The following is a 14,764-nucleotide window of genomic DNA, read 5'->3' on the forward strand; positions in this document are numbered from 1 at the left end:
TACGACAAAAGTTGGTCAATGGTTGTCATCGGCGCGATGGCGGGTTAGTTTTCCGGCCAACGCGCATGATGGGAGTTACGCCCGTGGCCGACTTCGACCGACGTACCGCGCTCAAGGGCGGCCTGACGGTAAGCGCCGTCGGGCTACTGGGGACAGCGACGATTTCCGCCGCCGATGCGGCGTCTGGGGTGGCAGAACCCAAGATTTACGACACGACGGCCTGGAACGCCCGCCCGCCGGCCGGGGCGATCGAGGTGCAGAACCACAAACCGACGTACATCGTCGTGCACCACACGGTCGATCCGGGGAACGTCACCGACTACACGCTCGAACACGCCTTCTGGGCGTCGCGTTCGATCCAGAACTTCCATATGGACACCCGTGGCTGGATCGACACCGGCCAGCAGTTCACGAACAGCCGCGGCGGGCACATCACCGAAGGGCGGCACCGCAGCCTGGAGATCCTGCGCGGCGGGACCCGGCACGTGCTGGGCGCGAACGTGGGCAACAACAACAGCACCTGCATCGGCATCGAGAACGAGGGCCTCTACAGCAAAGAGGACGTCACGCCCGCGCTCTGGGACTCGCTGGTGAAGCTGGTCGCGTACATCGCGTCGCAGTACGGGATCTCGCCGGAGTTCATCAAGGGACACCGGGACTTCAACTCGACCGAATGCCCGGGAACCGTGCTGTACAACCGGCTTCCCGAGCTGCGCACGGAGGTCGGCAAGCTGCTGGGCACCGCGTCGCCCAAGGTGGACCTGCCGGAGTGGCCGCTGCTCAAACCCGGCGACTCCGGACCTCGCGTGCGGACGGCGCAGGAACTCCTGCGGGCACGCGGTTTCGCCGTCCCGGTCGACGGCCTGTTCGGACAGTCCACAAAGGACGCGGTCGCCGCGGTGGCGGCCCGCAACGGGCTGGAGCGCGATACCTGCGGTGCGACGGCGGCGACCGACGAGACCGGGTTCCTCGGCTCCGACGTCTGGCCGCTCATCGTCGGCTCCGGCACCGATCCGCGGGCGCTGAAGGCACGACTCGCCGGCTGAACAGGAGCGGCGCGAGGATCAGCACGGCCGCGCACCACGGGAGCGACGACGTTCCCAGTGGCAGCAGCAGCCCGCCGACGAGGGCTCCCCCGGCGACGGCGCCGTTCCAGGCCGCGATCGTGAGCGACTGGGCGGCGTCGGCCGTGGGGCCCGCGAGCAAGGCGGTGACGGCCTGGAACGCGGTCGGCGCGCCGCCGAATCCGAGGCCCCACAAGGCCGCGGCGACAAGCACGAGTCCGTGGACACCGTCGCCGACCCCCAGCAGGACGATGGCGGCGGCGGTCACGGCGGAGCACGACACGAGCACCGCGCGCGGACGGCTGTCGAGCGCGGAGCCGGCCGCGACCAGCCCGCCCACCGTGGCGCAGCCGAACACCAGCAGCACCGCGCCCAGCATCGGTGCCGCGTCGAGCCCGGCGAGCACCGGACCGATGTAGGTGTAGGCCACGTTGTGCCCCAACGAGAACAGCGCCACCGTCGCCAATACGGGACGCATTCCCGGCAGCCTCGACGCGGCCAGCGGGCGGGTGACTTCCGTCCGCTCCGCGGGTACGGCGGGCACCGCGACGGAAACCCAGGCCAGCAACGGCACGGAGATCAGCGCCATCGCGGCGAACGCCCAGCGCCAGTCGGCGAATTCGCCGAGCGCGGTCCCCGCGGGCACGCCCAGCGCGAAGCCGATCGGCGTGCCCGACATCGCGACGGCCAGCGCGCGTCCGGTGAGTCCCGGCGGGGCGAGCCGCATCGCGTAACCCGCGACGAGCGACCACATCACCCCGGTCAGCGCACCGGAAGCGATCCGTGTCGCCAGGATCAGCGGATACGACGAGGACACCGCGATCACCAGATTCGTCGCCAGGAAGCCGAAGATCAGCGCCAGGAGCAAGCGTTTGCGCGGCACACGGAGGGTCGCTCCCGTGAGCGGGATGGCGGTGACCGCGGTCGTGATCGCGTAGACCGTCACCAGCTGCCCGGTGGCCGACGGCGAGACGCCCAGATCCTCGGACATTCCCAGCAGCAATCCGGCGGGGAGCACTTCGGCGAGGCAGCCGAGGAACACCGTGGTCGTCAGCGCGAGCAGCGCCGGGAGGGACAGCATGCCTCGACGATCTCTTCCGCTGGGTGACGCGGGTAGTCCCTGGCGGGTATGCCGCGCGGTTATCGGCCGGGATAACCCGGCGGCATGACCGGCTGGCAGTGCCGCGCGCCGCGCGGACGTACGCACGATGACCGGGCACCCTCCCCGTTAGAGAGAAGGCTCGTTCATGACCGTGCGGATTCGGTGGCAGGAGCCACTGTGCACCGCGTTGCTCGCCACCACGATGCTCGGCGCCTGCCCGGCTTCGGCGGTCGCCAAGCCGGCCCCCGGCAGCGACGGGTACGTGCACGTTTCACCCGACGGCACCGTCCTCGGACCCGATCCTTACTACCCGAAGGACGGCAACGGCGGTTACGACGTCGACCGATACTCCCTCGCGTTGGACTACGCGCCGTACTCGATGTTCTTGAGCGGCAAGGCGACCATCACCGCGACCGCGACCCAGGAGCTGGACCGGTTCGACCTCGACCTGCGGGGTCTCACCGTCCGTTCGGTAACCGTCGACGGTATGGCCGCGACGTTCCGCCGGGAGGGTGAACACGAGCTGGTGATCACGCCACGGACCCCGTTGGCCGACGGTGCGCGGTTCACCGTGGTGGTCGGTTACGACGGGCGTCCGGAACCGATCGCCACGGCGCGGGGACGGGTCGGCTGGCTGGCCACGTACGGCGATTCCGCCGTCGCCACCGGGCAGCCGCGTTCGGCGATGACCTGGTTCCCGGTCAACGGCACCGAAGTCGACAAGGCGACCCTGCGCGTCTCCGTCACCGTGCTGGACGAATTCTCCGTGCTGGGCAATGGTTTTCAGGTCTCCGACGTGCACGCCGGCGTCGGGCGGCACACCGTCACCTGGTCTGAGGAAACCGCGCTCGCGCCGAGCACGGCGATGCTCGGCATCGGCCGCTGGGAGGTCGAGAGGATCACCCTTCCCGGTGGGCGGACCGCGATCAACGCCTACCACCCGTGCGCCGTGGACAAGCGGAAGATCGGCGGGCGGCTGCCGGAGGTCCTGGAATTCCTCACCGGGAAGTTCGGCGACTATCCGCAGTCGGCGGCGGGCGGGCTGTTCCTCGACCGCTCCCTCGGCTACACGCACGGCGCCCAGACCAGGCCGGTGTACGGCCGCGCCGCCACGATCGCCGATCTGGTGTACGCGAGCGCGTACCAATGGTGGGGAGCGGGGGTGAGCGGCAAGATGTGGCGCGACGCGCTGATGCCCGAGTCAATCGCGCGGTACGCGGTGTGGCTGTGGGACGAGAAGAACGGCGTCGATCCGGATCGTCGCTACCGCGAGATGGTGACGAAGGTGCGCGACGACGCGGCTTTCTGGGCGCCGAAGCTCACCGATCCGGGCAAGGGCACCGAATTCGCGCCGACGGCCAAAGCGGTGCTGATGGTGCACGCGCTGCGCCGTCTCGTCGGCGACGACGCGTTCTTCCAGATCCTGGCGGGCTTCCCGGTGATCAATCCGCAGGGAAACCAGAACTGGCACGACTTCGAGCTCTACGTCTCCGCGATGACCCAACGCGATCTCGGCGAGTTCAACCACGCGTGGCTGGACGGCACGGTGCGGCCGCCGGACTCGCTGCTCTTTCCCGGGAGCTGAACGACCTCGTGAGTGGTGAGGACGGTGGGTTGCGAAAGCCACTTTCGCAACCTTCAACGTTGCGAAAGTGGCTTTCGCAACATCGGCCGTGACCGGGCCCGGTACCGCCCTGGCGATCATGTCGCGAAAGCCACTTTCGAGACGTCTGATGTCCCGAAAGTGGCTTTCGCGACACACCGCCGGTGGTTCTCTTGAGGGGTCGTGCTCGCGGGCCGGGTCGGCGGTGGGGCGAAGGCTCCCTTCGCCGCGTCTAATCCGGTGAAGGGAGCCTTCACCCCGGTCACCCGCCCGCGCCGACCATCCCGCCCGCCAGCGCCCGTGTCGCGAAACCCACTTTCGCGACGCGTTCGACAGGTGGAAGAGCGCGGTGACCCCTTGGTGTCCCTTGTGGACGGTGGGCCGCGCACCACACGTCACCTTTGCCTCACTACTCACGAGGCCCGGCCAGGTATTCCGCGTAGACGGGCGCCGTCCGCGCCTCGGCCCAGTACGCGTCGACGACGGCGGAGAGCAGCTCTTCCCGCCGTCCCGCCACGAACGTCTCCTTGTTCCAGGCGAGAACATGCCTGCGCGGCAACACATCCCCGCGCAGCGGCCGCGTCACGACGCCGTGGTCGCCCGGATCGCAGATCGGCTGGGACAGCCCGATCGCGCCCGCTTTGACCACCAACAGTGCCACCTGCTGCGAAGTCACCTGATGGGTGAACGACGGCGTGAAACCGTGCCGCGCGCAGGTGTCGGCGAAGTACTTGGTGAACGTGGCCGCCGATGAATCGGACACCATCACCCACGATTCGTCCCGCAGATCGCACAGGTCGACGACCTTCTCCCGCGCCAGCGGATGGAAAGCCGGCAGGAGGACGAAGGTCGGCTCGGTCACCACCACCGCGGTGTCCACGTTCGCGGGGATTTCGAGCTCGTAACCCGGATAGTCCTTGACCAGCGCCAATTCCGCGCGACGCTGGGCCAGCAGCGGCAACAGCCGCTCGGGATGGTCGTCGTGCACGACCTGTACCTCGGAGACCTCCGGCCACAACCGGGTCACCAGCGACGGAAGACACGCCACCAGCGCACTGGCCACCGCGGCCACCCGGACCACGGCGGGCGGACCGCTGGGGCAGACGCGCTGCTCGATGTCTTCGAGCAGTTTGTCCAGCTGTGGCAGCAAAGCGGCCGTGCGGCGCAACAGCAGCTCCCCCATCGGGGTCGGTGTCACGCCGCCTTCGCACCGGTCGAACAGCTGGTAGCCCAGCATGTTCTCCAGCCGTTTGAGTTGCGCGGAAACCGCGGGCTGGGTGACGCCCAGCGCGATCGCGGCACGGGAAAGGCTGCCCGTGTCCGCGATCGCCCGGATCACCCGCAGGTGGTGGACATCCAGCTGTACGACGTCGAACTCCTTTGTCACGAACGGGTTTTCGACCCGCCGGAAGAAGTCGTGGCCGCGGGAACCGCCGCGGCCGTGGTCCGTCTGCCGAGAAGAACATACAGCAGAAATGCCGCGAAAACGGAGTTCACCGTGGGGATTCCCCACGGCAGCCAGACCCCCACCGCCGCCCCGGCCGCCCAGCAGATCAGCGCGGCGGGAACCCAGGACGGGCAGGTGGGCGGCAGTTCCCCCGACGCACGGGTGGCGTCCAGCTCCGGTTTCCAGCGCCGGACCACGTAGTACTCGGCGATCACCACCCCCGCCACCGGCGGCGTGAGCACGCCGACCCAGGTCAGGAAGGTGGTGAAGTGGTCGAGGATGCCGATCGCGGAGAGCACCGTGCCGAGGCCGCCGAGCAGCAGGGTCGCGGTGGTGCGGTCCAGCCGCCGGGACAGCAGCACCTGCACGGCGTTCACCAGCCCGAGCGAGGACGAGTAGAGGTTCCAGTCGTTGATCTTCAGGATCGCGGTGACCAGGATCAGCGTGCCGAGCACCCCGGACGACGAGGTGATGATCCCGACCACGTCGGCGCTTTTCGCCGCGTGCGCGAGCAGCACCCCGATCAGGCCGATCAGGTACTGGCCGAGGGTGACGCTGACCAGGGTCTGTTTCACCACGTCGGACGCGGTCCGGTTGAACCGGGTCATGTCCGGCGTCATGATCGCGCCCATGATGAAGGCACCCGCCACCAGCGTGGTGCCCTGCGCCAGCGACATCGACGGCCCCGGCGGCGGCTCGGCCATCAGCGCGGGCAGCGAATGGTCGCCGAGCGCCGAGATGATCGAAAACCCCGCCAGCGCCAGGAAAGCGGGCACCGTCAGGTACGCCGTCCACGCCATCGCGTGGAAGCCGAACACGACGATCGCGGTGACCAGCGCGCCGCCCGCGAGCGCCCACACCCACACCGGCGGGCCGCCCATCAACGCGTGCAGACCGTGGGCGAAGACGTCGTTCTGCACCCCGAACCAGCCGGCCAGGCTCACCGTCATCAGGAGCCCGACCAGCGACGATCCGCCGGTGCCGAACCCGGCCCAGCGCGCGAGCACCGAAGTCGAAAGCCCTTCCCGGGTGCCGGCGACCCCCATCAGGATGGTGATGATCTCCAGCAGCACGGAACCGATCGTGATGGCGAGGACCGCGCCCCAGAACGTCATCCCGAAACCCAGCACCGCGCCGAGCAGGAACTGATGGAACGAGGAAACCTGCCCGAACCGTTGCAGCGCGACGGAAACCCAGGAGTAGCGGCGTTCGGCGGGTACCCGGCGCAGGGAGAAGTCGTCGTGTTCCACGCTCACTCCACGCGTTCCGGGACGGCTTGTTCGAGGACGACGAAACCTTGGCCCGGCAACGGCCGCCACGAGAGTTCGCCGCGGTAGAGCCGTTCGAGGAAGCCGACCCGCTGGTGATAGGCGAACACGGAGCTTTCGACGCCGGCCACGGCGACGGTGCCGACGAACATCGGCAGCTCGGCGAGGAAGTACCGGACCGCGCTGCGCAGCTGGTCACGGGTGGGGTGTTCGCCTTCGGGCAGGCGCCGGTCCAGCACCCAGCCCGTGGCGCCGAGGCACTGCTCGGCGAACTCCGGATCGGTGGCGAACCGTTGGTGCGCCTCGGAAAGCAGGCCGAGGTACGCGCTGTCGGCCTCCAGCGCCGCGGCGTCCAGTATCAAGGTGTGCGGATCCGAAGGGCAGACCTGCTGTAGCGCGCGGACGATCTTGTTACGCGTGTAATTGCCCTGTCGTTGCGCCTTTTGCGCGGCGCGGACCGGGTCGTAACCGAGCGCTTCGAGGGTGAACGCGGACGGGCCGTCCGGGACGAAGAAATGGAATCCCCGAAAGGCCGACATGGCCCAGCGGGCGAGATCGGCGATACGTTCCACCGTGAAATGGCTGTTGAACGGGCTGACGCCGAGACAAACGTGCTCGGCCCGCGCCAGCGGATCGGCGCAATGCTCCGTGAGTGGCAGTGGTCGCGGCAAGACGGCTCCTGATTCGCGTGATCTGCGGGGCGTCGACCGAACGTAGCCACGGCACTCCTGCGCGGGTATTGCCGGAGAATGTTGTCACCGGGTTATGAGAAATCGGCTGTCTCTACTTTCGGGGGTGCCGGGCGCGAACCGGTCGCGGTATACGAAGTCATGGAGATTCAGGTTCGGCATCTTCGCGTGATCTGTGAGATCGCCGCCGCCGGCAGTCTCAATCGTGCCGCGGCCGGGCTGGGACTCGGGCAACCCGCGCTCAGCCACCAGTTGCGCCGGATCGAGCGGATGGTCGGCGGCCCGCTGTTCCACCGCGACCAGCACGGGGTGCGGCCCACCGAACTCGGCGCCCTGATCCTGCGGCGGGCACGGGCGATCGTGCTCACCTTCGACGAACTGGAGCACGACTTCCACCGGCAGGAACCCGAGACGGGCGAATCGATCCGGATCGGCTGGAACGACAGCGCCATCACGGGTTCACTGCTCGGCGGCCTGCGCGACCTGCGTCCCGGCGAGCCGTTCCGCACGCGCGCCGACACTTCGCGCACGCGGCTGCTCGCGCAGGTCGCGAACCGGGGCATCGACCTGGCGCTGATCATGATCTGCGGCCGTCGCGGTCTCCCCGTGCCGCCGGAAGTGCGGACGCTGACGCTGGTCGAGGAGCCGTCTTTCGTCGCCATCCCCGCGGAACATCCGCTCGCCGGCGAAGAGGAGATCGAGCTCGCCGAACTCGCCGGGGAGGACTGGATCGTGTCGAGCGGCGGCGACGGCTGCCGGGTGGTGTTCCGCGAAATGTGTCTCGCGCACGGTTTCGATCCGCGGATCACCCACGACGTCGACATCGACACCGCACGGGAAGACCTGGTCAGCGGCGGGTACGGGGTCGGGCTGGTCCAGCCGACCCGGCCACCGGCGGACGGGCTGGCCATCCGGCCGCTGGCGGGCGCGCCGATGTGCGTGCGGCATGTGCTGGCGTGGCGGGAAGACGGTCCATGCGCGCACGGGGTCCCGGAACTCGCCACCGAGGCGAGGGCGGGCTATTGGCGGCTCGCCGAACGGACGGCGTCGTACCGCTCCTGGTTGCACCGCCACGGAAGGGTGGCCGCCGGATAACCCCTCGGCATGCCGAGGCGGCACTAGAGCGTGTCCCGCGAGGCGTCCGACGATGTGAATCGTCAATCACGGTCGCCGAAAGAAGGGGCACCATGCTGCCGTTGATCACCCGTACGGAACTGCTTTCCCGGATGGAGTCCGGTTCGGTGGTCGTGGTCGACACGATGCCGGTCGCCTATTTCGACAAGGAACATCTGCCGGAAGCGCGCAACATTCCGGGTTTCCCGTACGAACGGGCCGCCGAATTCACCGACCGGCTGGCACCCGTGGTGCTTCCGGACAAGGCCGCCGCGATCGTCGTCTATTGCGCGAACACGCCGTGCCGCAACAGTGAATTCGTCGGACGGCGGCTGCTGGAGCTCGGATACACGAACGTCCGCAAGTACCGCGAAGGCATCGAAGACTGGGTCGCGAACGATCTTCCGACCTGGTCTTCGTCCTGAAAGGAGATCGTCTTGTCCAAGGTCAAACGATTCGTCTGCGTGCTGGCCGGTGCGCTGGCACTCGTCACCGGATTCGGCGGCGGCGTGGCTTCGGCCGCACCGAAGGCCGAGAACGTGATGACGGTGACTTCGGCCAACTACGCCGAGGTCATGGACATCTCGAAGCAGAAGCTGGTCATCATGGACTTCGGCGCGACCTGGTGCCCGCCGTGCCGCCAGATGAAACCGGTGATCGAGCGGCTCGCCGGTGAATACGGCGGGCGGTTCCTGCTGGGCGAGGTCGACGTCGACCGGAGCCGTGACCTGTCCACCCGGTACAACATCCGTTACCTCCCGACGCTGGTCGGCGTCCGCAACGCCGCCGAACTGCCGTCGTCGCGGAACATCGGTTACCCGGGCGAAGCGCGGTTGCGCGCCTGGATCGACGCTCAGCTCGCGAAGGGCTGACCGATGACCTCGGAGAGAAACGCTTCGACGGCACCGAGGTAGGTCTCCGGCGCTTCGTCGTGCACCACGTGCCCGGCGCCTTGGACGACGATGTGCCGTCCGAGGCCGCCGGGCACGCGGGCGGCCAGTTCGGCCTGCTGGCCGTGCGGCATCGCGGTGCGTTCGCCCTCGATCGCGAGCAGCGGACATTTGACGCGTTCGACGAACTCCCAGAAATCACGCCGTCCCCACTCGGCCGCGATCTCGTACAGGTCCGTGAGCGACGCGATCAGGTGATAGCCGTCTTCGCGTTCCTCGACGCATTCGATGAAGTAGTCGCCGGTGTCGCCGAAGAACTCGCGCACATGGGCCAGCGACCGGAACGGGACCGGCCACGACTCGAAATACCCGCGCCAGGTGTCCACGGTCCGGCCGCGCTGATCCGGCGCGAAGTCCTCGCAGACCACGGCGCGGACGAGTTCGGGATGCCGGGCCGCGGTGACCCACGCGTGCAGGCCGCCCATCGAATGTCCGATCAGGACCGCGGGTTCGTCGAAGGTCCGCAGCATTTCCGCGACGTCGTCGGTGAACCGTTCGGTGCGCCAGGGCCCGCCGCGCGGCCCGCGTCCGTGTCCTCGCGCGTCGAGGCCGTGGACACGCCCGTACGGTTCGAGCCTTCGCGCGACCCGCCACCACGTCGTCGCCCTGCCCATCAGCCCGTGCAGCAGGACGATCGGTGGCCCGTCACCGCCGAAAGTGACCAACCCGTCGCGCTGAATCACCACTAAGCTCCCCTCCATGCGCAGCCGTGTCCCCGCCGCCGGTCTGGTCCTGGGGGTCGTCTGCGCCCTGATTATCGGCTGCACCGCCGATCCTCCTCCGGCCACGCCCCCTCCGCCGCCGCCGATGAACCCGGCGCCGGGTGCTTCGGGCGCGGGCGACCCGTATTACCCGATGGACGGAAACGGCGGCTACGACGCGACCGAGTACCAGGTCGGGATCACTTACGACCCCGCGAAAGGGCGTCTCGACGGCGACACCACGGTGATCGCGAAAGCGACCCAAGACCTCAATCGGTACAACTTGGACTTACGCGGCTTGACGGTCCAATCCGTTGAAGTGGACGGGAAACCGGCGAAGTTCGCGCGCGAGGGCGAATTCGAACTGGTGGTGACGCCCGCCGAGCCGATCCGGAACGGGACCTCCTTCCGCACCAAGGTCCTCTACGGCGGCGACCCGTCGGCGACGCCCAAGGCGGGCGGCAGCGAGAACGGCTGGCAGAAGTCGAAGGACGGCGGCGCGTTCATCGTCGGCGAGCCGCATTCGGCGTCGTTCTGGTATCCCGTCAACGAAACCCCGCGCGACAAGGCGATGTTCACCCTCAACGCCCGCGTGCCGGACGGCTGGACCGTCATCTCGAACGGACGCGAGATCCAGAAGACCGCGGCGAACGGCTGGACGACGACGTCCTGGCAGGAACGCACCCCCGTGGCGGCGTACCTGACCACGGTGGCGATCGACAAGTTCACCGTCGACCGGATGGCGCTCCCGGACGGGACGCCGGTGGTCAACGCGTACGCGCCGGGCGCCGAGGACCGGCGCGACACGGGCAGGCGGCTGCCGGAGATCATCGGCTTCCTGAGCTCGAAGTTCGGGCCGTACCCGGTGGACGCCGCGGGCGGCATCTATCTCGACGAGGACATCCACTTCTCGCTGGAGACCCAGACCAGGCCGACCTATGCGAAATGGGCCGACCTGATCACCGTGGTGCACGAAACCGCACACCAGTGGTTCGGCGATTCGGTGACGCTGAATTCCTGGTCGGACATCTGTCTCAACGAATGTCTCGCGTCGTACGCGCAATGGCTGTGGCAGGAGTCGCGGGACAACGAGAACCTGGACGACCGTTATCGCGCCGCACTGGAGATCATGCGGGGCAGCACCGATTTCTGGAAGCCGAAGCTGGTCGGCATGGGGGCGGGGCAGGAATTCCACGGCGTCTACGACAAGGGGATCCTGGCAGTCCACGCGCTGCGGCGGAAGATCGGCGAAGGCGCTTTCGCGCGGCTGCTGAAGGAATGGCCGGCGGCGCACCGGAACGCCAACGCGAGCTGGGCGGATTTCGAGGCGTTCACGATCAAGCTTTCGGAGCAGGACCTGCGGCCGTTCTTCGACGCTTGGTTCCACGGGACGACGATCCCGCCGGACGCGGAACTCCTTCCGGGCACCCTGCGAGGCTGACCCCACCTCACCCCGCATTTAGTCCTCTAAATGCGGGCCGTGCGGGCACCTCACCCACGCACTGGCGCGTTGCGAAAGCCACTTTCGCAACCTTCAACGTTGCGAAAGTGGCTTTCGCAACACCGGCGGAGCCCACGCGACCAGCCGCCGCGGCACCCCCACTCACGCATTTAGTCCTCTGAATGCGGGGCCGGGTAGTCCGGCAGGGCGATGCCGTTCACGACGTCCCGCATCTTCCGCGAGGCCAGGGCGGCGAACGGCTTCAGCCGCATGACCCGCATCGCCAGATACCGCATCCGCAAACCCGTCCGCGACTTCGCGAAGATCGACTCCGCGTTCTCCCGCCCCAGCTCCTGGGTCTTCTCGACGAACTCGCGCATGACGGCTTCGTAGCGTTTCAGCCCGGTGTCGAGACCGGCGGCGAGTTCCCCGGCGAGCACGTACGCGCCGACGAACGCCAGGCTCGTGCCCTGCCCGGACAGCGGCGAAGGGCAGAAAGCGGCGTCGCCCAGCAGCCCGACGCGGCCGCGCGACCAGGAGTCCATGATCACCTGGGCGCACGAGTCGAAGTAGAAGTCGGGCGCCTCGTCCATCCGGTCCAGCAGCCAGGGCGCTTCCCACTCCATCCCGGTGGCGAACCGGCGGACCAGCGCCTTCTGCGCATCGACGTCGCGGTAGTCGTAGTCGATTTTCGGCGACGCGAACCCGAAGTACGCCATCGCCTCGTCGCCGTCGCGGACGCCGCGGATCCCGGCGGCCCGGCCGACGTCGTCGTAGCCGACGGCCCAGTTCCGCAGGCCGAGCCGGTTCGGCACGGTGAAGAACGCCAGGTACGAGCCGAGATGCCGGACGAACCGGGATTCCTCGCCGAAGGCCAGCGCCCGCACGCCCGAATGCAGCCCGTCCGCCCCGATGACCAGGTCGTAAGTCGCCCTCGAACCACTCGCGAAGGTGACGCCGACGCCGTCGGCCCGCTCGTCCAGCGCGGTGATCCGGTCGCCGAAGACGTACTCCGTCCGCTCCCTGGTCGCTTCGTAGAGCACTTCGGTCAGGTCGCCGCGGAGGATCTCGATCTCCGCGACGACACCGTCGCCGTCGAAGTCGTCGGCGCGGATGGTGGCCTTCGTGCGGTTCTTCCGGTCGACGAGCGTCTCGCCCTTCGTGTCCGTGCAGGCCGCGCGGATGCGTTCGTCGAGCCCCATCCGGCGGGCGACCTCCTTGGCCGTTCCGCGCAGGTCGACGGCCTGGCCGCCGGGACGCAACGACGGCGCGCGCTCCACGACGGTCACCTGGAAGCCGTACCGGGTGAGCCAGAAGGCCAAGGCCGGTCCGGCGACGCTCGCTCCGGAGATGAGGATCTTGGTGTCAGCCATCGCCTGGAAGGTCCCACGCATCACATCGCGGCGCAAAACGATTTCGTCGTAGGCTGGCGGCATGGCTGTCGTGAAGATCAACGCGATCGAGGTACCCGAAGGCGCAGGCCCCGAGCTGGAGAAGCGGTTCGCCGCGCGGCTGCACGCCGTCGACGATCAGCCCGGTTTCCTCGGCTTCGAGCTGCTCCGCCCGGTCTCCGGCGAGTCGCGCTACTTCGTCTACACCAAGTGGGAGTCCGAAGAGGCGTACCAGGCGTGGGCGTCCGGCCCGGCGCGTGAAGCGCACGCGGGCGAGCGCGCGAAGCCGGTCTCCACGGGTGCGAACCTGCTGGAATTCGAGGTCGTCCAGGCTTCGAAGCCGGGTGAGTGAACTCGAACGAGCCGCGGAACTGATCGACGGCGCCGGCGCGCTGCTCGTCTGCGCCGGTGCCGGGATGGGCGTCGACTCCGGCCTGCCCGATTTCCGGGGCGATGAAGGTTTCTGGAAGGCATATCCGCCGTACGAGCGGCTGGGCATCAGCTTCGTCGAGCTCGCCGACCCGCGTCATTTCGCCGAGGATCCCAAGCTGGCCTGGGGTTTCTACGGGCATCGGCTAGCGCTGTATCGCGCCACCGTCCCGCACGACGGGTTCCGTCTCCTGTCGTCCTGGGGAGCACGCAAACCGGGCGGCACCCGCGCTTTCACGTCCAATGTGGACGGACAGTTCCAGAAGGCGGGTTATCCGCACGTCGCCGAGGCGCACGGCTCCATCCATCACCTTCAGTGCCTCGAAAGGTGCACCAAGGAGATCTGGTCCGCGGACGACGTCGAGGTCCCGATCGACGAAGACACCATGCGCGCGCGGACCCCGCTGCCGTCCTGCCCGCGCTGCGGCGGTCTCGCCCGGCCCAACATCCTGATGTTCGGCGACTACGACTGGCTCGGGCAGCGCAGCCAGGCCCAGCTCGACGAGCTGAACGCGTGGCGCCGCGCGCATCGCGACCTCGTGGTGGTGGAACTCGGCGCCGGACAGGCCGTGCCGACGGTGCGGCGGTACTCGGAGCTGGCCAGCGCCGCGACCGGCGCCCTGGTGCGGATCAACCCGCGTGAACCCGGGATCCGGCACGGCCGCGGTGTCTCCCTCGCGACCAACGGCCTGGAAACCCTCGAAGCGCTGGACGCCCTGCTCAGCTAGGCCGCACCCACAGGTCGCGGTCGCCCTTCAGCACCACACGCCCGTCGTCGAGGGTCATCGCGGCGGTGAGCCGTCCGGCCGGGCAGCCGAGCTCACCGCGCTGCCAGCCTCCCTGCCCGACCCACACCACCGAGCACGACCGATTCGACGTCTTGCCCCGGTTCCACTCGACGTGGTCCCCGAACAGCACGGGCTCACCCGCCTTGCCGACGGTCCCGCCGAGGATCCGGCCATCGCCGAGCGGAGCGATTTCCCAGGCATCGGGCTCGCCGGTCACGACCAGCGCACCGGCCGCGGAACCTCCGGCCAGCAGCCATTTCCCGCCCACCCGGAGCGCGGTGGAGAACCAGACGTCGCTCGCCCGCACCAGCACCTGCGAGACCGTCCAGGTGGCGCCCGCGTCACCAGATGCCCACACCCGGACGTCTCCGCCGAGGGCCGCGGTCACGAGCACCCGCTCGCCGTCGGCGGCGATCGCGGTCGGCGCCCAGTGACCCGGCCTGTCCTGCGGCAACACGATCTCTCGGGTGCCTCCGTCCCCAGATACCCACGCGATCGGGTCCGACCGGCTTTCCCCGGGGAACTCCCGGAAGCCGACGCCGATCGCGGTCCGGCCCGCGCGGGTCAGCGCCACCCCGGTCCGGCCGGGCCCTGGCCGGAACAGCCGCTGGATCTCGGCGACCGGATCCTGGGCACCGAAGGCGTTCGCCTCGCCGGGCCGGGCGGCGAAGCCCAGCGCGCTCTTCGCCTCACTCGGCGGCAACTGCCCCGGGACACAGGCCGCGAGCAGCGACAGCGCGAGCACTCCCCAGAGCTTCCTCATGGGCGGGAAGCCTGC

At 68.8% G+C, this 14,764-nt stretch carries 15 protein-coding genes; 8 read left to right on the forward strand and 7 right to left on the reverse strand.

Annotated elements, in window-relative coordinates:
- Positions 1–83 precede the first annotated feature (83 nt).
- On the forward strand, positions 84–1,046 hold the full coding sequence (locus tag AMK34_RS13500; protein WP_143202448.1) for a peptidoglycan recognition protein family protein: 963 nt from the start codon (positions 84–86) through the stop codon (positions 1,044–1,046).
- Here AMK34_RS13500 and AMK34_RS13505 read toward each other — a convergent pair.
- Positions 991–2,145, reverse strand: coding sequence for an MFS transporter (locus tag AMK34_RS13505; protein ID WP_073845558.1), 1,155 nt, complete (start codon positions 2,143–2,145; stop codon positions 991–993). The two genes, AMK34_RS13500 and AMK34_RS13505, sit on opposite strands and share 56 nt — an antisense overlap.
- 166 nt (positions 2,146–2,311) lie before the next feature.
- Between AMK34_RS13505 and AMK34_RS13510 the strand changes: the two genes are divergently transcribed.
- Positions 2,312–3,751 (forward strand): M1 family metallopeptidase, encoded by a 1,440-nt coding sequence (locus tag AMK34_RS13510; protein WP_073845559.1) that lies wholly within the window; start codon positions 2,312–2,314, stop codon positions 3,749–3,751.
- 427 nt (positions 3,752–4,178) lie between these two features.
- Here AMK34_RS13510 and AMK34_RS13515 read toward each other — a convergent pair whose 3' ends face one another.
- The 3 genes from AMK34_RS13515 to AMK34_RS13525 are packed head-to-tail and all read right to left on the reverse strand — an operon-like array spanning position 4,179 to position 7,155.
- Positions 4,179–5,156, reverse strand: coding sequence for a LysR family transcriptional regulator (locus AMK34_RS13515; RefSeq protein ID WP_073845561.1), 978 nt, complete (start codon positions 5,154–5,156; stop codon positions 4,179–4,181).
- Entirely contained in the window at positions 5,153–6,466 is a 1,314-nt protein-coding gene (locus tag AMK34_RS13520) for a purine-cytosine permease family protein (protein WP_073845562.1), read from the reverse strand. Before AMK34_RS13520 ends, AMK34_RS13515 begins: the two co-directional genes overlap by 4 nt.
- Before the next feature lie 2 nt (positions 6,467–6,468).
- Positions 6,469–7,155 (reverse strand): tRNA-dependent cyclodipeptide synthase, encoded by a 687-nt coding sequence (locus AMK34_RS13525; protein WP_038520806.1) that lies wholly within the window; start codon positions 7,153–7,155, stop codon positions 6,469–6,471.
- 159 nt (positions 7,156–7,314) lie between these two features.
- Between AMK34_RS13525 and AMK34_RS13530 the strand changes: the two genes are divergently transcribed.
- The 3 genes from AMK34_RS13530 (at position 7,315) to AMK34_RS13540 (ending at position 9,158) form a co-directional block, all read left to right on the forward strand.
- Positions 7,315–8,268 carry a LysR family transcriptional regulator gene (locus tag AMK34_RS13530; RefSeq protein WP_038520809.1) on the forward strand — a complete coding sequence of 318 codons (954 nt, stop codon included), beginning with the start codon at positions 7,315–7,317 and terminating at the stop codon, positions 8,266–8,268.
- A 92-nt stretch (positions 8,269–8,360) separates the two neighbouring features.
- On the forward strand, positions 8,361–8,711 hold the full coding sequence (locus AMK34_RS13535; protein WP_037335273.1) for a rhodanese-like domain-containing protein: 351 nt from the start codon (positions 8,361–8,363) through the stop codon (positions 8,709–8,711).
- A 12-nt stretch (positions 8,712–8,723) separates the two neighbouring features.
- Complete coding sequence (locus AMK34_RS13540; protein ID WP_038520812.1) at positions 8,724–9,158, forward strand: thioredoxin family protein; 435 nt, start codon at positions 8,724–8,726, stop codon at positions 9,156–9,158.
- Here the strand turns inward: AMK34_RS13540 and AMK34_RS13545 are convergent.
- Positions 9,140–9,937: an alpha/beta fold hydrolase gene (locus AMK34_RS13545; protein WP_143202449.1), complete on the reverse strand. Its 798-nt coding sequence runs from the start codon at positions 9,935–9,937 to the stop codon at positions 9,140–9,142. The genes AMK34_RS13540 and AMK34_RS13545 overlap by 19 nt on opposite strands.
- Between AMK34_RS13545 and AMK34_RS13550 the strand changes: the two genes are divergently transcribed.
- On the forward strand, positions 9,936–11,378 hold the full coding sequence (locus tag AMK34_RS13550; RefSeq protein WP_073845565.1) for a M1 family metallopeptidase: 1,443 nt from the start codon (positions 9,936–9,938) through the stop codon (positions 11,376–11,378). The two genes, AMK34_RS13545 and AMK34_RS13550, sit on opposite strands and share 2 nt — an antisense overlap.
- Before the next feature lie 170 nt (positions 11,379–11,548).
- On the opposite strand, the gene AMK34_RS13555 is transcribed toward AMK34_RS13550, so the two are convergent.
- Positions 11,549–12,751 carry an FAD-dependent monooxygenase gene (locus tag AMK34_RS13555; RefSeq protein ID WP_241832765.1) on the reverse strand — a complete coding sequence of 401 codons (1,203 nt, stop codon included), beginning with the start codon at positions 12,749–12,751 and terminating at the stop codon, positions 11,549–11,551.
- Positions 12,752–12,812: 61 nt separating this feature from the next.
- On the opposite strand from AMK34_RS13555, the gene AMK34_RS13560 reads away from it, so the two are divergent.
- A complete protein-coding gene (locus AMK34_RS13560) occupies positions 12,813–13,121 on the forward strand; it encodes an antibiotic biosynthesis monooxygenase family protein (RefSeq protein ID WP_038520818.1) in 309 nt (102 codons plus the stop codon).
- Complete coding sequence (locus AMK34_RS13565; protein ID WP_073845569.1) at positions 13,114–13,926, forward strand: SIR2 family NAD-dependent protein deacylase; 813 nt, start codon at positions 13,114–13,116, stop codon at positions 13,924–13,926. The genes AMK34_RS13560 and AMK34_RS13565 overlap by 8 nt, the downstream gene beginning before the upstream one ends.
- Here the strand turns inward: AMK34_RS13565 and AMK34_RS13570 are convergent.
- Entirely contained in the window at positions 13,919–14,749 is an 831-nt protein-coding gene (locus tag AMK34_RS13570) for a hypothetical protein (RefSeq protein ID WP_073845571.1), read from the reverse strand. The genes AMK34_RS13565 and AMK34_RS13570 overlap by 8 nt on opposite strands.
- Positions 14,750–14,764 lie beyond the last annotated feature (15 nt).

The sequence above is a fragment of the Amycolatopsis sp. CB00013 genome (assembly GCF_001905755.1).
Taxonomy (GTDB): Bacteria; Actinomycetota; Actinomycetes; order Mycobacteriales; family Pseudonocardiaceae; genus Amycolatopsis; species Amycolatopsis japonica.